The following is an 18,714-nucleotide window of genomic DNA, read 5'->3' as shown; positions in this document are numbered from 1 at the left end:
GATGAAAAAAGTACTGATTGCCGCGCTTCTGGCCAGCATGAGCCTTTCTGCTACCGCAGCCCAGACCATCCGTTTTGCCACCGAGGCGTCCTATCCTCCGTTTGAAACGACCGACGCCAACAACAAAATCGTCGGCTTCGACGTCGATCTGGCTAACGCGCTGTGTAAAGAGATCGATGCCACCTGCACCTTTACCAACCAGGCTTTTGACAGCCTGATCCCTGGCCTGAAATTCCGCCGCTTCGACGCGGTGATGGCCGGGATGGACATTACGCCTGAGCGCGAAAAGCAGGTGCTGTTTACCGCCCCTTACTATGAAAACTCCGCGCTGTTCGTGGGCCAGCAGGGCAAATTTACCAGCATCGAGCAGCTGAAGGGCAAAAAAGTCGGCGTCCAGAACGGCACCACCCACCAGAAGTTCATTAACGACAAGCATCCGGAAATCACCACCGTTCCGTACGACAGCTACCAGAATGCGAAGCTGGATCTGCAAAACGGCCGCATCGATGCCGTATTTGGCGACAACGCCGTGGTCACCGAATGGCTGAAGAGCAATCCGAAGCTGGCAGCGGTGGGCGATAAGGTGACGGACAAAGACTACTTCGGTACCGGCCTTGGCATTGCGCTTCGTCAGGGCAATACCGAGCTGCAGCAGAAATTTAACGCTGCGCTGGAAAAAGTGAAAAAAGATGGGACTTACCAGACCATCTATAGCAAATGGTTTCAGAAGTAATCCTCAATGAACGAATTTTTTCCATTAGCAAGCGCCGCCGGGATGACCGTCGGCCTTGCGGTCTGCGCGCTGATTATCGGCCTCGCCCTGGCGATGCTTTTTGCCGTGCTGGAGTCAGTCAAATGGCGCCCGCTGGCGTGGCTGACCACCGGCGTAGTAACGGTCCTGCGCGGGCTGCCGGAAATTCTGGTGGTCCTGTTTATCTATTTCGGATCGTCGCAGCTGCTGCTCACGCTCTCTGACGGCTTTACCATCAATCTCGGCTTTGCGCAGATCCCGGTGCAGATGCAGATTGAGAACTTCGACGTCAGCCCGTTCCTGTGCGGCGCGGTGGCGCTCTCTCTGCTGTACGCCGCCTACGCCTCGCAAACCCTGCGCGGCGCGCTGAAAGCGGTACCGCAGGGACAGTGGGAGTCGGGCCAGGCGCTGGGGCTGTCGAAAAGCGCGATTTTCTTCCGCCTGGTGATGCCGCAAATGTGGCGCCACGCCCTGCCGGGGCTAGGCAATCAGTGGCTGGTGCTGCTAAAAGATACCGCCCTGGTCAGCTTAATTAGCGTTAACGATCTGATGCTGCAAACCAAGAGCATTGCCACCCGCACCCAGGAGCCGTTTAACTGGTACATCATCGCGGCGGCAATCTACCTGGTGATCACTCTGCTCAGTCAGTACATCCTCAAGCGTATTGACCAGCGTGCGACGCGCTTTGAACGGAGACCCGGCTGATGCTCGACTACTTACCAGAACTGCTCAAAGGGCTGCATACCAGCCTGACGCTGACCGCGGCCTCAATCGTCGTCGCGCTGATTCTGTCGCTGATCTTTACCATCATCCTGACGCTGAAAACGCCGGTGCTGGTATGGATTGTGCGCGGGTATATCACGCTCTTTACCGGTACGCCGCTGCTGGTGCAGATCTTCCTGATTTACTACGGCCCGGGGCAGTTTCCGTCGCTACAGGAGTACCCGGTGCTGTGGCATCTGATTTCTGAGCCGTGGCTGTGCGCCCTGATTGCCCTGTCGCTCAACAGCGCCGCCTATACCACCCAGCTCTTTTATGGCGCGATCCGTGCCATTCCTGAGGGCCAGTGGCAATCCTGCGGCGCGCTGGGAATGAGCAAGAAGGACACGCTGGCGATCCTGCTGCCGTACGCCTTTAAGCGCGCCCTCTCCTCCTACTCCAACGAGGTGGTGCTGGTCTTTAAGAGTACCTCCCTGGCTTATACCATTACGCTGATGGAGGTGATGGGCCACAGCCAGCTGCTGTACGGACGAACCTACGACGTTATGGTCTTCGGCGCGGCCGGTATCGTGTACCTGATCGTCAACGGCCTGCTGACGCTGCTCATGCGTCTGGTGGAGCACAGGGCGCTGGCATTTGAGCGTCGAAGCTAACGTTCTGAAATGCATAATTAGTAAATAGAAAGGCGGGTAATCCTGATGAATTACCCGCCTTTTTTATATAAATAAAAAATACTTATACATCTTTATTGAATATAAATTCATTTAATGGCATTGTGAAACCCGGCCGCAAGCACGGCACGACATCATAAGATTGACCGACGGGAGTTCGACGATGAAAAAGTTAGTTCTGGCTGCACTGCTTTCCACTTTCGCTTTTGGCGCCGTTGGCGCAGAAAAAATCAGCTTTGGCGTTTCCGCTACCTATCCACCGTTTGAATCCATGGATGCCAATAATCAGATCGTTGGCTTCGATCTCGACCTGGCGAAAGCGCTGTGCAAACAGATGCAGGCGGAGTGTACTTTTACCAACCATGCCTTCGACAGCCTGATCCCGGCGCTAAAATTTAAAAAATATGATGCGGTGATTTCCGGCATGGACATTACCCCGGAGCGCAGCAAGCAGGTGTCGTTTACCGACCCGTACTACGCTAACTCCGCGCTGGTTATCGCCAGGAAAGACGCCTTCCACACCTTTGCCGATCTGAAAGGCAAACGTATCGGCATGGAAAACGGCACCACTCATCAGAAATACCTGCAGGATAAGCATCCTGAAGTGAAAACCGTCGCCTATGACAGCTACCAGAATGCGTTTATCGACCTGAAAAACGGCCGTATTGATGGCGTATTTGGCGACACCGCGGTGGTTAACGAGTGGCTGAAAACCAACCCGCAGCTCGGCGTCGCCACGCCGAAAGTAACCGATGCGCAGTACTTCGGTACCGGCCTTGGGATCGCGGTTCGTCCGGATAACAAAGCGCTGCTGGAGAAGCTGAACGGCGCCCTGAAAGCGATTAAAGCGGACGGCACCTATCAGAAAATCAGCAGCCAGTGGTTCCCTGAGTAAGCGCAGGCCCTTCCCGACCCCGGGCGTGAGCGCCTGAGGCGGGCGCCCGGCCAGCACGGCGCGGCCGGGAAAACCTTACAGCGGCAGGGTAAAGCGGAAGCTGGCCCCTGCCGCCGCCTCCTGCAGGCGAATATCGCCCCCGTGCAGCTGCAACATGCGGCGCACGATCATCAGCCCCAATCCCCCCGCAGACTCCCGACGCTGGCCAGGTTCAAGTACCGAAGGTCGTTCAAAGAGGGTTGCCCGCAGCTCGCTGGCGACGCCGGGGCCGCTGTCCGCCACCTCAACCACTATCTGCGACGCCTGCTGGCGCGCCGTCAGGCGAATCACTCCTCCTTGCGGCGTGTGGCGAATGGCGTTATCGAGCAAATTGGTCAGCACCCGCTCCATCATCGATAAATCGGCCACCACCGGCGGCAATCCCTCGGCCAGCGACAGCTGTAAACCGATGCCGCGGGTCGCAATCGCCAAATCAAATTTCTGCGCGACGTCCTGAACCAGCTCGGCGAAGATAAATTTCTCCGGCTGCGGTTTGATGCCGCCGTGTTCGAGCCGGGCCAGCTCAAACAGCTGCTGCGACAGATGGCGAACCTTATTGCCCTGGCGCAGCGCGATATTCAGATACTGCTGGCGATCCTCGGCGTTGAGCCGGTCGGCTTTCAGCGTCAGCGTCTCCAGATAGCCAAGCAGCGAGGTCAGCGGCGTGCGCAGATCGTGGGAGATATTGGCGATAAACTCGCGCCGCTGGCGGTCGCTATCGGCCAGACGATCCCACTGGTCGGCAATCTGGCGGGCCAGCTCAATAAAGCGATTATGCAGGATCGCCACCTCATTCCCGGGATGCGGGTCGGGCGCCTGGGCCGCCAGCGCTTTGATCGCCACCATGCTGTCCGGGCCGGAGATCGCCACCTGGGCGGTCAGCTGACGCACCGGGCGCGTGACCCAGAACCACGCCAGCCCGCCCGCCAGCAGGCCAAACAGCGCCACCAGCAGCAGCGTCCACAGCAGCAGGCTCCACAGCGTCTTCTGCCAGGCGGTGGCCGCCAGTTCGTTAAAGGTTTCGCCCTGCAGAATAATATAGAGATAGCCGCGCAGCTGGCCCTCCTGGCGCAGCGGCGCAACGCTAAAGACTTTCTGCTGCCCGAGGCTGCGGGGATCGTCGCCGTACACCGGCCACGCGGCGCCGGAGAGGAACGCCTGCACCGGCGCCAGATCGATGCGCTGGCGTTTGATATGGCCCGGCGGCGCGGCATCGGCTAACAGCTCGCCGTCGGGAGAAACCAGATAGAGCTCAACGCTGGGGTTAAACACCATCAGCCGATCGAACAGCGGCTTCAGCGCCTGACGATCGACCTGCCCCTGCGCATCCAGCAGCGGCTCGCGGGCGACAATTTGTTGCGCCAGCCCGGCGGAAAGACGCTGCACCATCGCGTTACCGTACTGCGCGCTGGTATAGAGCTGAACGAGGCACACCGCCGCCGCGCACAGCAGCAGCAGCGAGGTGAAGACCAGCGCCAGGAGCTGGCTCAGGCTAAGACGGCGCATCATTGCCCCACCTCCTTGCGCTCCACGGCAAACTTATAGCCCTTTCCCCACACGGTGAGGATAATTTCAGGCTCCGTCGGCTCGTGCTCGATTTTGCTGCGCAGGCGGTTGATATGGGTATTGACCGTATGCTCGTAGCCTTCGTGCTGGTAGCCCCAGACGCTGTCGAGCAGGGAGAGGCGAGAGAAGACCTCTCCCGGATGGCGGGCGAAGTAGTACAGCAGATCGAACTCGCGCGGGGTCAAATCGACCGGCTCGCCGCGCAGTCTGACTTCACGCGACAGCGGGTCGATATTGAGGCCGTGGCAGGCGATGCGCCCGGCATCCATCAGCAGATTTAGCCCCATCGCCTCCTGGCGGCGGAACACCGCTTTGACGCGGGCGATAAGCTCCAGAACGGAGAAGGGTTTGGCCAGATAATCATCCGCCCCCATCTCCAGCCCCTGCACGCGCTGGGTTTCGCTGGATCGGGCGCTGATGATGATCACCGGCAGATAGCGGGTCATCTGGCGGATGCGCCGGCAGATCTCCAGGCCGTCAACGTTCGGCAGCATCAGGTCAAGGATCACCGCATCCCAGGGGCTTTTTTCCAGCAGCCTCAGGGCCTCTGCGCCGTCCGCTACGTGGACAATCTGATACCCTTCGTCCTGCAAATTCAGGCGCAGCAGGGCAGCAATATCATCGTCATCTTCAACTAACAGGATTTTCTTCGCCACCGGTGTCGCTCCGCTAATATCATGCTCTTATTAGCAAAGCTTACCCGATTTTGGCCGGCAGAAGAGTTCACATTTTGTTTAAACTTCGCGGACCAGCAGCGTCAGCACCTCATAGTGCGCGGTGTGGGGGAACATATCGAACAGCTGCACCCGCTCGGTGCGATAGCCCGCCAGCTGAGCGATATCTTTCGCCATCGTACGGGCGTTGCAGCTGGAGTAGATGATATAGGGCGGAGCCATGCGGCTTAAATAGTCGCACAGCTCGCTGCCAATCCCACGGCGCGGCGGGTTCACCAGCACCAGCTGCGGAACTTCGCCCTCGCCGGTAGCAAAACGGGTGGAGTCCAGCGCCTGGAAGCGGAGGTTGCTGAGGCCAAGCTCGGCGGCGGACTGCCGCGCGCAGGCGATGGCCTCTGGCGCAATCTCAATGCCGGTCAGCCGCATCTGCGGGGTGGCGCAGTGCAGGCCAAAACCGCCGACGCCGCAGAACAGATCCCACATATGGTCTACCGGCAGCTGGCGCACCCAGTCCCGGGCGGTGGCGTACAGCCGGCTGGCGACTTCGGGGTTGGTTTGAAAGAAGCTTTGCGGGCGGATCCACAGCGGTACGTCGTTGAAGCGCTCCGCCAGCGCCTGCTGCGGGGTGAGGAAAATCTCCTGCTCCCCTTCCATAATCGCCATATGCACCGGCTGAATATTGGCGGTAATCACCTTCAGCTGCGGCAGCTGCGCCTGCAGCCACGGCAGCGCGGCGCGCAGCTGGGCGAGCTTCGCCTCAGAGCGCAGCACAAAGCGCAGCATCATGCCGCCGTCGAGGCGGCTTTCGGTGAGCAGCAGATACTTCAGCTCTCCGCGTCGGCGGGCCACCTGATAGGGCGTGAGGCCGGCGCGGGCGATAAACGGCTTCAGCAGGGCGAAGACCGGCGCAAAGCTTGCCGGGTAGAGCGGACAATCGGTGAGGTCTTCAGGGTTACCGTCACGGTGCAGCATGCCGAGCAGCGGGCGCTCAACGCTGCCGCTGACCACCATTTTGGCCTTATTGCGAAAGCCGGCTTCCGGACCGGAGACCGGTTCGCACCACGTCGCCACCGGGCGTTCTGCCAGCAGCGACCGCAGATCGGCCATTTTATCGGCGAGCTGTTGTTCTGGCGGCAGTTCCAGCCACTGACAGGAGCGGCAGCGGCCCGCGTCATAGAGTGCGCAGTGCATAAAAAGACCTTCAAAAAATCAGGGGCGGGGATTGTATCACCGTTACTGCAGTTGGAAAAAGCGTCGGCACGATGCCGGGATAAACAGCAGCGCCAGCACCAGCAGGTCCGGCAGCTTCTGCATCACCAGCGAACGGAAAATTTCCCGCTTCGATTCGCCGGCAATGCTGAACAGTTCAGGGTAGCCGTAGCCCAGCGAGGCGGCCCACAGATAGCCGCTGACGATAATCTGCGTCAGCAGGTAAATCCAGCGCGCCCGGTTCTGCCCTTTGACCAGGGAAAACGCGCACCAGATTTCAATAAACACCAGCAGCAGGCTTGAGAAGAAGACCAGCGTCAGGGGCCACGTCTGCACGCTGCGGTGGATAAACTCACTCATCCCCCGCACGCCAAGCTGATTGAGGATCATCAGCAGGTCGAGGGCGCGGATTAAAATAATGGCGAACGCCGCCACCTGCACCAGCGCAGGGACGTTCAGGCGAGCATGAGATGAGCGAGCTTTAGTAAACAATCCCAACGGTTAAGTCTTCCATGAAAACGGCGTCGCACAATCGCGACGCCGGCACCAGGTCTTGCTATCGATTTTAGGGGCTTCAGCCGCGTCTTGCACGCTGGATATCGCGTACTCGCTGCTTTTCTGCGCGGGCCATCAAATACCAGGCGATAAAACCAACAATCCCGACCACGCCGAGGATAAGCGTCGCCAGGGCGTTGATTTCCGGATTGACGCCCATGCGCACGCTGGAGAAAACCAGCATCGGCAGCGTGGTGGCGCCAGGACCGGAAACAAAGCTGGCAATCACCAGATCGTCCAGCGACAGGGTGAATGCCAGCAGCCAGCCGGAAATCACCGCCGGCATGATCATCGGCAGCGTAATGATGAAAAATACCTTCAGCGGCGCGGCGCCCAGATCCATCGCCGCCTCCTCGATGGAGTGATCCAGCTCGCGCAGACGCGACGAAATCACCACCGCGACGTAGGCGGTACAGAAGGTCACGTGCGCCAGCCAGATGGTCAGCATACCGCGATCCGACGGCCAGCCAATCGCGTGTCCCAGCGCGACGAAAAGCAGCAGCAGCGACAGCCCGGTGATCACGTCCGGCATCACCAGAGGCGCGGTGATCATAAACGCAAAGCCGCTCGACCCGCGAAAGCGGCCAAAGCGCACCAGCACCACCGCGGCGATAGTACCGAGGATCGCCGCCGCCGTCGCCGCGCAGGTGGCGATAGTCAGGCTCAGACCCACGGCGCTCATCATCGCATCGTCGTGGAACAGCTCGCTGTACCAGCGCGTTGACCAGCCGGCCCACACCGTCACCAGCTTCGAGCTGTTAAACGAGTAGATAACCAGCATCAACATCGGCGCATACAGGAAGGTAAATCCGATCACGAGGATTAATATTCGCCACGGCGAACGCACTACCGGCAAATCATTCATCCGTGTTCCCCTATCTGTTTTTGCTGATGCTTGTGGAACCACATAATCGGTACGATCAGCAGCAGCAGCATCACGATGGCCACCGCCGACGCGACCGGCCAGTCGCGGTTGTTAAAGAACTCCTGCCACAGCACGCGGCCGATCATGATGCTGTCCGGGCCGCCGAGCAGCTCAGGGATAACGAACTCGCCCACGGCCGGAATGAAGACCAGCATCGAGCCGGCGATAATTCCGCCCTTGGTTAACGGCACGATCACCTGGAAGAAGGTTTTCAGCGGACGAGCGCCCAGATCCAGCGAGGCCTCCACCAGCGAGTAGTCGATACGGGTCAGCGCGGTATAAATAGGCAGCACCATAAACGGCAGGTAGGCGTAAACGATGCCGATATAGACCGCCAGGTTGGTGTGCAGGATCTCCAGCGGCTGGTCAATAACCCCCAGCCACAGCAGAAAGTTATTCAGCACGCCGTTGCTTTTCAGCAGCCCCATCCACGCGTATACGCGGATTAAGAACGAGGTCCACGACGGCAGGATCACCAGCAGCAGCAGGATATTGCGCGTTGAGGGCTTGCTGTGCGCCACCGCCCACGCCAGCGGGTAGCCCAGCAGCAGGCAGCAGAAGGTGGAGATCCCGGCCACCTGCAGCGACTGCAAATAGGCCTCAAAGTAGAGCGGATCGTCGGTGAGCTGCAGGAAATTCGCCAGATTAAGGGTAATCGTCAGCTGACCGTCGGCCCACTCCAGCAGATCGGTATAAGGCGGAATAGCCCGCGCCATCTCCGCGAGGCTGATTTTAAAGACGATCAGGAACGGCAGCAGAAACAGCAGCGTCATCCACAGATACGGCAGCGCAATCACCAGCTTGCGGCCGTGGGCCATTTGCAGGCGCGTTAGCCACGGCGTTGCGCCGCCCGGTTTTTTCGCCCCTGCCGGTGGTTCTAATGTACTCATCGCCCTCTCCTTACACCGTCAGAACAACGCAGCTGTCCGCATCCCAGCATAAACGGACTTCATCACCCCAGGTTGGCGAGCCTTTGCGATGACGATGTTCGTTCTGCAGCTGGGCGCTGAGCATCTGCCCGCTTTTCAGGCGCACGTGGTAGATAGACAGATCGCCGAGGTAGGCAATGTAGATAACTTCCCCGACGGCAAAGTTATAGCCGTCCGCCGGCGGCTCGTCGCAGAGCATGATTTTCTCCGGACGCAGGGCGACCCACACCGGCACGTTGTCGACGACGGAAGCGTCGGGGTCAACCTTGAGCGGATGCACCAGCCCCGGCGAGTTCAGGACCAGACCATCCTCCAGCCGCTCCTGCACCAGCCCTTCGAAGACGTTGACCGAGCCGATAAACTCCGCGCTATAGCGGGTCGTCGGGTGCTCGTAGATCTCCTCCGGCTCGCCGATTTGCACGAACTTGCCGCGATTCATGATCGCAATGCGCCCCGCCATGGTCATCGCTTCTTCCTGATCGTGGGTCACCATGACGCAGGTCGCCCCCACGCGCTCGAGGATGTCCACCACCTCCAGCTGCATTCGGTCACGCAACTTTTTATCCAGCGCGCCCATCGGTTCGTCGAGCAGCAGCAGCTTCGGCCTTTTTGCCAGGCTGCGCGCCAGGGCCACGCGCTGACGCTGGCCGCCGGAAAGCTGGTGCGGCTTGCGTTTGGCAAACTCCTGCATATGCACCAGCGCCAGCATCTCCTGTACCCGGCTGGCGATTTCGGCTTTCGGCAGCTTGTCCTGCTTCAGGCCAAAGGCGATGTTCTGCTCCACCGTCATATGGGGGAACAGCGCGTAAGACTGAAACATCATGTTGATAGGCCGCTGGTAAGGCGGGACGCGCGACAGGTCGACGCCATCGAGCATAATCTGTCCGGCTGTCGGCTGCTCAAAGCCCGCCAGCATGCGCAGCAGCGTTGATTTCCCGCAGCCGGACGCGCCCAGCAGGGCGAAGATTTCGCCTTTATAAATCGTGAGATTGACGTCATCGACGGCGTGCTGACCATCGAACGATTTGGTCAGGTTACGGATTTCCAGCAGCGGGGTCAGCGCTTTCGGGGCTTTCATTTGTGGGCGGGAAATTAGGTCATTCACTTAAGCGCTCTCCGGCAAAAACTCACCACCGTATGGCCCGGTTGCCATACATCATTCTTTATCGTGCAGTCGCACCATCCTGGTGCGTTTTTTTAGCCGGGCATACTGCAATACTCCGGCTATTTATACCCTTTTCAGGCCCGGCGAACCGGGCCATCAGGTTTTATTTCCCGCTTTTTACCTTGGTCCACGCGCGGGTGCGCACGCGGTCAATTTTCGGCTCCTGAACCTTCAGGGTGAACAGCTTGGCGAACACGTCGGCCGGCGGATAAATTGCCGGATTGCTGCGGATGGCTTCGCTGACCAGCGGCGTAGAAGCCTTGTTGCCGTTGGCGTAGTACACCTGATCGCTAATCTTAGCGATAACTTCAGGGCGCATCAGATAGTTAAGGAACTGATAGGCTTCATCTTTATTCTTAGCATCTGCCGGCATCGCAAAGACGTCAAAGAACGCCATCGCCCCCTCTTTCGGAATAAAGTAGGAGACATTGACGCCATTTTTCGCCTCTTTGGCTCGGTTTGCGGCCTGCCATACGTCGCCCGCCCAGCCGATCGCGACGCAGATATCGCCGTTGGCCAGGTCGTTAATATACTGCGAGGAGTGGAAGTAGCGGATGTTCGGCCGCAGCTTGAGCAGCAGGTCGGTCGCCGGACCGGTATAGTCATCGGCCTTCATGCTGTTCGGGTCTTTGCCGAGGTAGTTAAGTACGGTGGCAAAAATCTCTTCCGGTGCGTCAAGGAAGGAGACGCCGCAGCTTTTCAGTTTTTCGAGGTTTTCCGGCTTCAGCACCAGATCCCAGCTATCCAGCGGCGCGTCTTTACCCAGCGCGGCCTTCACTTTATCGACGTTATAGCCAATCCCGGTGGTGGCCCACAGATACGGCATCGCGTATTTATTTTCCGGGTCGTGCTTAGCGACCAGCTTTAAGACTTCCGGGTCGAGGTTTTTCCAGTTGGGCAGCTTGCTTTTATCCAGCGGCTGGAACACCCCCGCCGCCAGCTGGCGCTCGAGGAAGCTGGCTGAGGGTACCACCAGGTCAAAGCCGGTGCTGCCCGCCATCAGTTTGCCTTCCAGCACTTCGTTGGAATCAAAAACGTCGTACACCACTTTAATCCCGGTCTCTTTTTCAAAATCGGCCACCGTGTCCGGGGCAATATAGTCAGACCAGTTATAAACGTGCAGGGTTTTCTGTTCAGCGGCGAGCGAACCGGCAGAGACGGCCATCAGCGCGCCGGTCACCAAGCCTGTTAACCATTTTTTACCAAAGGCGGTCATATCTCTTATTCCTTCTCAATGCCCGTTAACCACGGACTTAATATACGCAATTATCCGCATGCAAAAATCATGCATATTTTTTCATTGTCTAAGAAAAGGAGAGAGGACCTCTCCCGGAATGGTTGCCCGCAACTGGAAGCAGCGTCAGAATAACTGTAGCCAGAATAAGAGGCTATAGCCCAGGTAAAATAACGGCTTTTATCAATTTTTTATGCAATATGGGTCTATGTGATAAGCCGAAAGCGGCAGAATGGCGGTGAATAATTCTTTAACGGCGGGTTAATAGCAGAATAAAAGCGTGTAATACGCAGCCGCTCTGGCAGTGGCTGCGCTATTCACCGGCGAGGCTAGTGAAGAAAATGGTGCTGAACCTCCTGCACCGCGAGATCCTCTTCCTCATCGGCCTTATACAGCAGCTGGTTGGCCGCGGCTTCGAGGATAACCATCGAGATCTGCTCTTCGCCCTGGCGGAAGAACCAGCCGAACTGCTCAAGGGTAATGCCGACGCCGACCGGCAGCGCCTGACAAACCACCAGCTTGGGCAGATTGTCGTCCTGGATATCGAGGAAGGCTTTGGCGGTCAGCGAGCTGGCGTTAATCGCCGAGAGATCCGCCGACAGCGGCAGCAGCGCGGACGGCTTCACCTCCGCCAGCGCGGAAAAGAGCACCACGTTATCCACCAGATCGAGCTTGGCGTCAAAAATGCCGTCGAAGTTCTGCATGTGCGGCAGGTGCAAAGCCTGGCAGGAATCACACTCAAAAAAGCTGATGCCTAATTCGTCGAGCCAGTGACGTAACGTATCCAGACCCGGAACGACCAGAGAATCCATATGACCTGTAACCTCTTGCTGTGGAAAAACGACGTCATAGCTTACGCAAAAAACGCGGCGCATACCATGAAAGTGTCATCAATGCGCGCTATCCGCCCATTTTCAGGCAGAATTCTGGCGTCGCCTGGCGCTCAATCCAGGCAATCATGTGCCCGGCGATATCAACCCCGGTGGTGGTTTCAATGCCCTCAAGGCCCGGCGAGGCGTTAACCTCCATCACCAGCGGCCCGCGGTTGGCGCGCAGGATATCGACCCCGGCAACGTCCAGACCGAGCGTTTTTGCCGCCTTGATGGCGATCGCTCTCTCCTGCTCGCTAATCGTTGCCACCGTAGCGACGCCGCCGCGGTGCAGATTGGAGCGGAAATCGCCCTCTTTCGCCCGCCGCTCAATGGCTGCCACGACTTCGTCCCCCACCACCAGGCAGCGAATATCCCGCCCTTTCGCTTCGGCGATATACTCCTGCACCAGAATATGGGCGTTGAGCACGCGGAAGGCGTCAATCACGCTCTCCGCCGCCTGGCGGGTCTCTGCCAGCACCACGCCGATCCCCTGCGTGCCCTCGACCAGTTTGACCACCAGCGGCGCGCCGCCGACCATGGCGATCAGGTCGCTGGTGTCGTCCGGGGAGTGGGCAATACCGGTCAGCGGCAGGTCGATCCCCTGACGCGCCAGCAGCTGCAGCGAGCGCAGCTTGTCGCGCGCGCGGGTAATGGCGACGGATTCATTCAGTGGATAGCTGCCCAGCAGCTCGAACTGGCGCAGCGCGGCGGTGCCGTAATAGGTAATGGCCGAGCCGATGCGCGGGATCACCGCATCGAAATGCGGCAGCTGGCGGCCTTTATAGTGAATCGATGAGGCCACCGGGCTGACGTTCATATAGCAGGAGAGCGGATCGAGGATTTCCACCTGGTGACCGCATTTGTGCGCGGCTTCGGTCAGGCGGCGACATGAATAGAGCGTCCCGTCCCGGGATAATATGGCAATTTTCACCCTGCACCTCGGCAAAAAGGCCCGTTCAGACGGGCCGTTGATAGCTGATAAGTCTCAACATTCGCGCTGGCCTGGCGCAACCCCCGGATGCCAGTCCGGCAGCAGTTTACACGCAATCAGCGCGTTGCCCAGCCCTGCTTATGCAGATAGTCGAGAATAAACGGGCGGCTTTCTTTAATGATGGTACGGCGGATATGGTCGCTCCAGGTATCCCGGCGCGCGTTGCTGCTGCGCGACAGGTAGTACTGCGCCAGCTGCTCATCATACTGGGCCAGCACCTCGTCATCGACCGGCTGATAGCCGTTTTCGTGGACCAGCATCGCCGCCGGCATGCGCGGCTTGACGTCCGGATTATCGGCTGGCCAGCCGAGACACATGCCAAACAGCGGCAGGACGTGCTGCGGCAGGTTCAGCAGCTCGGTCACCGCCTCAATGCTGTTGCGAATGCCGCCGATATAGACCCCGCCAAGGCCCAGCGACTCCGCGGCCACCAGCGCGTTCTGCGCCAGCATCGCAGTATCGACGGCGCCAAGCAGAAGCTGCTCCGCGAGGCCCAACTGGGCGTCCGGGCAAATCTGCAGCAGGCGGTTAAAGTCGGCGCAGAATAGCCAAAACTCTGCCGCCTGCACCACGTGCTGCTGGCCGCCGCTCATCGCCGCCAGCTGCTCGCGCAGGCGCGGGTCGGTAATACGGATAATCGAAGTACACTGTAAAAAGCTGGAGCTGGAGGCTCCCTGCGCGCTGGCAATAATCGCCGCGCGCTGTTCGTCGCTGACGGGTGCGTCGGTAAAGTGGCGAATGGAGCGGTGGCTACGCAGCAGCTCAATGGTCGGCGTCATCTCGTTTTTCTCTGTCTGACAATGAAGAAGGTGTTTTTTTGCTTTCGGTTAGCTGGGGAGCAACGATCTTCGCCATCCGCCACACCAGCGCGATGGCGGCCGGGATCATCAGCAGGACGCCGGCAAAGATCATTATTAGCGCGGCGGTTGGGCTGGCAAAAGGCGCCGGCAGCTGCACGTACTGATTAAGCGAGAGCCAGGCCAGCGTCAGCAGTACGATGCCGACGATCTCTATCACCAGAACGCTTTTGGGTAACACAGCGGGCGAACGCATCGCTCTCCTCCAGTCCGTGGGCTTAGCGCGGCGAAGCAAAAAATCGTCGCGCAACGAGGTTAGTATAACGGTTTAAAAGCAAAGTCATTTATCAAACATAGCCTTAAACCATCGAAGCAAAAGGCAGAACCTTCTTTTACTCGCCGGCAGAACGCGGCATCATAGGAGTCATTCGCCATCCGGCTGAGATTTAAGGAGAGAAATAATGTTTACCGTAATTTTTGGTCGTCCAGGTTGCCCCTATTGCGTCCGTGCCAAAGAGCTGGCTGAAAAACTGACCAACGAGCGCGACGATTTTAACTACCGCTACGTTGATATTCACGCTGAGGGCATCAGCAAAAGCGATCTGGAAAAGACCGTAGGTAAACCGGTTGAAACCGTGCCGCAGATTTTCGTCGATCAGAAGCACATCGGCGGCTGCACAGACTTTGAAGCCTGGGCCAAAGAGAACCTCGGCCTGTTTGCCTGAGACGGTTTAATGCTCCGATGAGTTGCTGCGTCTGGTATCGAGCCAGGCGCAGATAAACATAAAGCACAGCGCGCCGAGCGCGCACCAGAATACCGCGCTAAACAGCCACGCCAGCTCCTGCCAGAACGTCCGCTGAGTAACAAAGAAAATCCGCATCACCGCCAGGCAAACCGGCGCCGCCAGAATTGCGCCGACCAGCGGCTGTATCACGCGTCGTCCCGGAGAGAGAGAGCTCGCCAGCGCGCCGGGCAGCAAAAAAAGCAGCAGCCCGAGCTCTGGGTTACCGCCAGCCCGAAAGGTGCCTTTCATATGTAGTAACAGCGATAAACAGACCACGACAAACAGAAAAAATCCGCAGACGGCACCCGTCCAGGCACGCTCAGCTTTCACAACATCCTCCTGATTCTGCCTCTAACCCACTTCCAATTAGCCCAGTCAGATAAAGCATTCTGGCAATCCATGCCAATAAAGGCTCCCGCCGGAGTAAATACGATTGTGACTAGCCGCAGCATCCAGGAAGGATTAAACTATCGACTATATTTTTGCCGGTTATAACGGGATGCCAGAATAGGGTTCGGGACAACGCGAACACTGGAGCAACCTTAGACCAAATAACCATTTCCTTCAACAACTTACTAGTAAATGAGAAGTTGGTTTTCGTGAATATAAACGTCGCAGATTTGTTAAACGGGAATTACATCCTGTTATTATTCGTTGTCCTTGCACTCGGTCTTTGTCTCGGGAAACTGCGCCTCGGGTCAGTACAACTTGGTAATTCCATTGGCGTTTTAGTGGTTTCCTTATTATTAGGCCAGCAGCATTTCAGTATTAACACTGACGCGCTGAATCTGGGCTTCATGTTGTTTATTTTTTGCGTCGGCGTCGAAGCCGGCCCCAACTTTTTTTCTATTTTTTTCCGCGACGGGAAAAACTATTTGATGCTCGCCCTGGTGATGGTCGGCAGCGCGATGCTGCTGGCCTTAGGGCTGGGTAAACTCTTCGGCTGGGATATCGGCCTGACCGCAGGGATGCTCGCCGGCGCCATGACCTCCACGCCAGTGCTGGTGGGCGCTGGCGACACTCTGCGCCATTTCGGTCTGCCCGCCGACCAGCTGGCGCTTTCGCTCGATCATCTGAGCCTCGGCTACGCCCTGACCTATCTGGTTGGCCTGGTGAGCCTGATCGTCGGCGCGCGCTATATGCCCAAGCTGCAGCATCAGGATCTGCAAACCAGCGCCCAGCAGATTGCCCGCGAGCGCGGGCTGGATACCGACTCCAAGCGCAAGGTCTATCTGCCGGTGATCCGCGCCTATCGCGTTGGCCCGGAGCTGGTGGCCTGGGCGGACGGTAAAAATCTGCGCGAGCTGGGCATCTACCGTCAGACCGGCTGCTATATCGAACGTATTCGGCGTAACGGCATTCTGGCCAACCCGGACGGCGATGCGGTGCTGCAGAAAGGGGATGATATCGCGCTGGTGGGCTATCCGGACGCCCACGCCCGCCTCGACCCCAGCTTTCGCAACGGCAAGGAGGTCTTCGACCGCGACCTGCTGGATATGCGCATCGTCACCGAAGAGATTGTGGTGAAAAACCACAATGCGGTGGGCCGTCGTCTCGCCCAGCTGAAGCTGACCGATCACGGCTGTTTCTTAAACCGCGTGATCCGCAGCCAGATTGAGATGCCGATTGACGATAACGTGGTGCTCAACAAAGGCGACGTTCTGCAGGTCAGCGGCGACGCGCGACGGGTAAAAACCGTGGCCGACCGCATCGGCTTTATCTCCATTCATAGCCAGGTCACCGACCTGCTCGCCTTCTGCGCCTTTTTCATCGTCGGCCTGATGATCGGGATGATCACCTTCCAGTTCAGCTCGTTCAGCTTCGGGATCGGCAACGCCGCGGGGCTGCTGTTCGCCGGGATCATGCTTGGCTTCCTGCGGGCCAACCACCCGACTTTCGGCTACATCCCGCAGGGGGCGCTGAATATGGTGAAAGAGTTCGGCCTGATGGTCTTTATGGCCGGGGTCGGCCTGAGCGCCGGCGCCGGGATTGGCCACGGCCTCGGCGCCGTCGGCGGACAGATGCTGGCGGCGGGCCTGGTGGTCAGCCTGGTGCCGGTGGTTATCTGCTTCCTGTTCGGCGCCTACGTTCTGCGCATGAACCGCGCAATGCTGTTTGGCGCGATGATGGGAGCGCGAACCTGCGCGCCGGCGATGGAGATTATCAGCGACACCGCACGCAGCAACATTCCGGCGCTGGGATATGCGGGGACCTACGCGATAGCCAACGTGCTGCTAACCCTCGCCGGGACGCTGATTGTCATCATCTGGCCAGGGCTTCAGTAATTTTTTGAGAAAAAAATGCACATCGGCAGAACTTTTCTTACGGGCATCAGTCATAAGTAGTGCCACTGCTTTTCTTTGATGTCCCCATTTTGTGGAGCCCATCAACCCCGCCACTTAGGTTCAAGGTTGATGGGTTTTTTGTTGCCTTGAAATTAAAAGAATAAAAATCAACAACATATGTCAAACATCAAACACCAATGGCGACGAAATGGCGACAGAGTCATTGTGTTTGGTTGAGGAGAATAAGCAGCCTCCTCGACCATGAGTCCATTCGACAAAGCGTGGGAGTGGGCAACATGACATAATGCCTGTAGGATAGTTACTCATGATCCAGCAATTTCAGATGCGCTAAATAGCCTCAACAATTCGGAGACATCTGCACCTGGACGTGTTGTTCGAGCAAAGGCGTATCCGTAAAAAGGAATCTCATTTTTAAAAATTCCAACTTCGGTTAGTAGTGTTGCAACAGCATTCATTTGAGTTCCAGAGGTAACTATATCATCTAAAATTATTACAGCCGTTCCATCATTTTTTGTGATTTTCTTATAAGTACCTAATGTCTCAAGATGGGGCCTAACCTCTCTCCTTCCATTTGACATATGAGCTGGAGGCGTTGGCCAAAAGCGTTCAACGATGTAAAAATGTTCAAGAATAAAGTTTATCTCACCCTTTTTCCGCGCAAAATAAGCATACTTTGACCACCACTCAGCCAAAATTAGCATCGGAAATGATTTATTACATTCCATCGGAACTGAGGGTGGTGTAGGAACCAAATATATTTTCCCAGTTAGCTTCTCTTTTTTCGCCCATTTTAAAAACTCCTGGAATGATACCCACATCAATGCTTTGAAAGCTTTTCCATACCCGATAGTTTTATTTCGATTGTAAAATGCAACTCTTTCACTACTTTCTATTTGGCTTGGAGTTAATTCTTTTGCAACTTTAATTGATCTCTTTACTTCAAACCATACTTTTTTTCGATCTTCTACGTCATCCCAGTCATCTGAATTTGGCCAATATTCAAAGGCATGCCCCATATTTTCTGATGGTATTGTTGTTAATTCACACTCATCAGGATCGACGGTATCATAATTTTTTTTAAAATCATGTTGCTGGAAAACTAACTGTCCATTTAGGTAGTCATCAACAGCAGATTTCAGTTCATCCAGATTTGTACATATAGCACTTGGCTTTGTCCAGCGATTATAATATTCACAGGATTTTTTGCTCAATCTTCCAAGCAAGATAGAGGGGAAAGCCCTTAAATGAGCAAAATATATATCTTTGGGACTATCACCAACCACCAAAATATCTTGATATGAAGTAAAGATGTTATTATCATCAACTGTAGGTTTATGTTGACTACAATAAACATTATCTCGACTTACATTGACACCACCTTTATCAAGAATAGCAAAACAATAAGCCGAGGGAGAGTCAGAGAATATAAAGATAGCAATCCCGTTATTTATCAGTTCATTGATATATTCCACAACGCCCTGATGCCTTTCTCTAACTTCAATCTCACCGCGTTCAATAAGACCAGGAATGGTTTCTCGTCCAAATTCGGTTCGGAGGTATGGTTTAAATTCTTCTGTAGCAAAGATTGTATCATCTAAGTCAAAGATTATAGCTCTTGAATTCATGGCAA

At 56.8% G+C, this 18,714-nt stretch carries 19 protein-coding genes and 1 pseudogene; 6 read left to right on the top strand and 14 right to left on the bottom strand.

The window, feature by feature from the left end; all coding sequences use genetic code 11:
• Position 1: 1 nt before the first annotated feature.
• From artI to artJ, 4 genes are all read left to right on the top strand, one after another.
• Positions 2–733 carry an arginine ABC transporter substrate-binding protein ArtI gene (gene artI / locus RTE01_RS11115; RefSeq protein ID WP_041147560.1) on the top strand — a complete coding sequence of 244 codons (732 nt, stop codon included), beginning with the start codon at positions 2–4 and terminating at the stop codon, positions 731–733.
• 6 nt (positions 734–739) lie between these two features.
• Positions 740–1,456 (top strand): arginine ABC transporter permease ArtQ, encoded by a 717-nt coding sequence (gene artQ / locus RTE01_RS11110; RefSeq protein WP_134525474.1) that lies wholly within the window; start codon positions 740–742, stop codon positions 1,454–1,456.
• Positions 1,456–2,124 carry an arginine ABC transporter permease ArtM gene (gene artM, locus RTE01_RS11105; protein WP_076945036.1) on the top strand — a complete coding sequence of 223 codons (669 nt, stop codon included), beginning with the start codon at positions 1,456–1,458 and terminating at the stop codon, positions 2,122–2,124. The genes artQ and artM overlap by 1 nt, the downstream gene beginning before the upstream one ends.
• 181 nt (positions 2,125–2,305) lie before the next feature.
• Positions 2,306–3,037 carry an arginine ABC transporter substrate-binding protein ArtJ gene (gene artJ / locus RTE01_RS11100; protein WP_041144757.1) on the top strand — a complete coding sequence of 244 codons (732 nt, stop codon included), beginning with the start codon at positions 2,306–2,308 and terminating at the stop codon, positions 3,035–3,037.
• Positions 3,038–3,112: 75 nt separating this feature from the next.
• Here artJ and RTE01_RS11095 read toward each other — a convergent pair whose 3' ends face one another.
• The 12 genes and pseudogenes from RTE01_RS11095 to RTE01_RS11040 all read right to left on the bottom strand — a co-directional run bounded on the left by RTE01_RS11095 (position 3,113) and on the right by RTE01_RS11040 (position 14,249).
• Positions 3,113–4,585 carry a sensor histidine kinase gene (locus RTE01_RS11095; RefSeq protein ID WP_134525473.1) on the bottom strand — a complete coding sequence of 491 codons (1,473 nt, stop codon included), beginning with the start codon at positions 4,583–4,585 and terminating at the stop codon, positions 3,113–3,115.
• Positions 4,582–5,298, bottom strand: a complete 717-nt coding sequence (locus tag RTE01_RS11090; protein WP_041144755.1) for a response regulator transcription factor — start codon at positions 5,296–5,298, stop codon at positions 4,582–4,584. Before RTE01_RS11090 ends, RTE01_RS11095 begins: the two co-directional genes overlap by 4 nt.
• A gap of 78 nt (positions 5,299–5,376) precedes the next feature.
• Positions 5,377–6,507 carry a 23S rRNA (uracil(747)-C(5))-methyltransferase RlmC gene (rlmC, locus tag RTE01_RS11085; protein ID WP_115193251.1) on the bottom strand — a complete coding sequence of 377 codons (1,131 nt, stop codon included), beginning with the start codon at positions 6,505–6,507 and terminating at the stop codon, positions 5,377–5,379.
• A 42-nt stretch (positions 6,508–6,549) separates the two neighbouring features.
• Positions 6,550–7,039: pseudogene (locus tag RTE01_RS11080) on the bottom strand (YbjO family protein).
• A gap of 60 nt (positions 7,040–7,099) precedes the next feature.
• Positions 7,100–7,945, bottom strand: a complete 846-nt coding sequence (gene potI / locus RTE01_RS11075; protein ID WP_041144752.1) for a putrescine ABC transporter permease PotI — start codon at positions 7,943–7,945, stop codon at positions 7,100–7,102.
• Positions 7,942–8,895: a putrescine ABC transporter permease PotH gene (gene potH, locus RTE01_RS11070; protein WP_076945033.1), complete on the bottom strand. Its 954-nt coding sequence runs from the start codon at positions 8,893–8,895 to the stop codon at positions 7,942–7,944. The genes potI and potH overlap by 4 nt, the downstream gene beginning before the upstream one ends.
• A gap of 10 nt (positions 8,896–8,905) precedes the next feature.
• Entirely contained in the window at positions 8,906–10,039 is a 1,134-nt protein-coding gene (potG, locus tag RTE01_RS11065) for a putrescine ABC transporter ATP-binding subunit PotG (protein WP_115193252.1), read from the bottom strand.
• A 163-nt stretch (positions 10,040–10,202) separates the two neighbouring features.
• Complete coding sequence (potF, locus tag RTE01_RS11060) at positions 10,203–11,315, bottom strand: spermidine/putrescine ABC transporter substrate-binding protein PotF (protein ID WP_041144750.1); 1,113 nt, start codon at positions 11,313–11,315, stop codon at positions 10,203–10,205.
• Between the two features lie 347 nt (positions 11,316–11,662).
• The gene (locus tag RTE01_RS11055; protein ID WP_041144749.1) at positions 11,663–12,145 is read right to left on the bottom strand and encodes a type III secretion system chaperone family protein; all 483 of its coding nucleotides are present in this window, start codon (positions 12,143–12,145) and stop codon (positions 11,663–11,665) included.
• A gap of 88 nt (positions 12,146–12,233) precedes the next feature.
• Positions 12,234–13,136: a 30S ribosomal protein S6--L-glutamate ligase gene (rimK, locus tag RTE01_RS11050; RefSeq protein ID WP_041144748.1), complete on the bottom strand. Its 903-nt coding sequence runs from the start codon at positions 13,134–13,136 to the stop codon at positions 12,234–12,236.
• A gap of 116 nt (positions 13,137–13,252) precedes the next feature.
• A complete protein-coding gene (gene nfsA / locus RTE01_RS11045) occupies positions 13,253–13,975 on the bottom strand; it encodes a nitroreductase NfsA (protein ID WP_041144747.1) in 723 nt (240 codons plus the stop codon).
• Complete coding sequence (locus RTE01_RS11040) at positions 13,959–14,249, bottom strand: YbjC family protein (protein ID WP_134525472.1); 291 nt, start codon at positions 14,247–14,249, stop codon at positions 13,959–13,961. Before RTE01_RS11040 ends, nfsA begins: the two co-directional genes overlap by 17 nt.
• 205 nt (positions 14,250–14,454) lie before the next feature.
• Here RTE01_RS11040 and RTE01_RS11035 point away from each other — a divergent pair, with 205 nt between their 5' ends.
• Entirely contained in the window at positions 14,455–14,718 is a 264-nt protein-coding gene (locus RTE01_RS11035; protein WP_004859945.1) for a GrxA family glutaredoxin, read from the top strand.
• A 6-nt stretch (positions 14,719–14,724) separates the two neighbouring features.
• Here RTE01_RS11035 and ybjM read toward each other — a convergent pair whose 3' ends face one another.
• Entirely contained in the window at positions 14,725–15,108 is a 384-nt protein-coding gene (gene ybjM / locus RTE01_RS11030; RefSeq protein WP_115193255.1) for an inner membrane protein YbjM, read from the bottom strand.
• A 269-nt stretch (positions 15,109–15,377) separates the two neighbouring features.
• On the opposite strand from ybjM, the gene RTE01_RS11025 reads away from it, so the two are divergent.
• Positions 15,378–17,063 (top strand): aspartate:alanine antiporter, encoded by a 1,686-nt coding sequence (locus RTE01_RS11025; protein WP_041147558.1) that lies wholly within the window; start codon positions 15,378–15,380, stop codon positions 17,061–17,063.
• Between the two features lie 323 nt (positions 17,064–17,386).
• On the opposite strand, the gene RTE01_RS11020 is transcribed toward RTE01_RS11025, so the two are convergent.
• A complete protein-coding gene (locus RTE01_RS11020; protein WP_134525471.1) occupies positions 17,387–18,709 on the bottom strand; it encodes a hypothetical protein in 1,323 nt (440 codons plus the stop codon).
• Positions 18,710–18,714: the final 5 nt, after the last annotated feature.

It is taken from the genome of Klebsiella terrigena (genome assembly GCF_006539725.1).
Lineage (GTDB): Bacteria > Pseudomonadota > Gammaproteobacteria > Enterobacterales > Enterobacteriaceae > Klebsiella > Klebsiella terrigena.
The sequence above is the reverse complement of the archived record's forward strand: the minus strand, read 5'-3'. Positions and strand labels throughout refer to the sequence as shown.

What these genes read in the sequence shown, in the direction of transcription:
- artI (WP_041147560.1), top strand. Translation starts at nt 2, where the DNA reads ATGAAAAAAGTACTGATTGCCGCGCTTCTGGCCAGCATGAGCCTTTCT.
- artQ (WP_134525474.1), top strand. Translation starts at nt 740, where the DNA reads ATGAACGAATTTTTTCCATTAGCAAGCGCCGCCGGGATGACCGTCGGC.
- artM (WP_076945036.1), top strand. Translation starts at nt 1,456, where the DNA reads ATGCTCGACTACTTACCAGAACTGCTCAAAGGGCTGCATACCAGCCTG.
- artJ (WP_041144757.1), top strand. Translation starts at nt 2,306, where the DNA reads ATGAAAAAGTTAGTTCTGGCTGCACTGCTTTCCACTTTCGCTTTTGGC.
- RTE01_RS11095 (WP_134525473.1), bottom strand. Translation starts at nt 4,585, where the DNA reads ATGATGCGCCGTCTTAGCCTGAGCCAGCTCCTGGCGCTGGTCTTCACC.
- rlmC (WP_115193251.1), bottom strand. Translation starts at nt 6,507, where the DNA reads ATGCACTGCGCACTCTATGACGCGGGCCGCTGCCGCTCCTGTCAGTGG.
- potI (WP_041144752.1), bottom strand. Translation starts at nt 7,945, where the DNA reads ATGAATGATTTGCCGGTAGTGCGTTCGCCGTGGCGAATATTAATCCTC.
- potH (WP_076945033.1), bottom strand. Translation starts at nt 8,895, where the DNA reads ATGAGTACATTAGAACCACCGGCAGGGGCGAAAAAACCGGGCGGCGCA.
- potF (WP_041144750.1), bottom strand. Translation starts at nt 11,315, where the DNA reads ATGACCGCCTTTGGTAAAAAATGGTTAACAGGCTTGGTGACCGGCGCG.
- RTE01_RS11055 (WP_041144749.1), bottom strand. Translation starts at nt 12,145, where the DNA reads ATGGATTCTCTGGTCGTTCCGGGTCTGGATACGTTACGTCACTGGCTC.
- nfsA (WP_041144747.1), bottom strand. Translation starts at nt 13,975, where the DNA reads ATGACGCCGACCATTGAGCTGCTGCGTAGCCACCGCTCCATTCGCCAC.
- RTE01_RS11040 (WP_134525472.1), bottom strand. Translation starts at nt 14,249, where the DNA reads ATGCGTTCGCCCGCTGTGTTACCCAAAAGCGTTCTGGTGATAGAGATC.
- RTE01_RS11035 (WP_004859945.1), top strand. Translation starts at nt 14,455, where the DNA reads ATGTTTACCGTAATTTTTGGTCGTCCAGGTTGCCCCTATTGCGTCCGT.
- RTE01_RS11020 (WP_134525471.1), bottom strand. Translation starts at nt 18,709, where the DNA reads ATGAATTCAAGAGCTATAATCTTTGACTTAGATGATACAATCTTTGCT.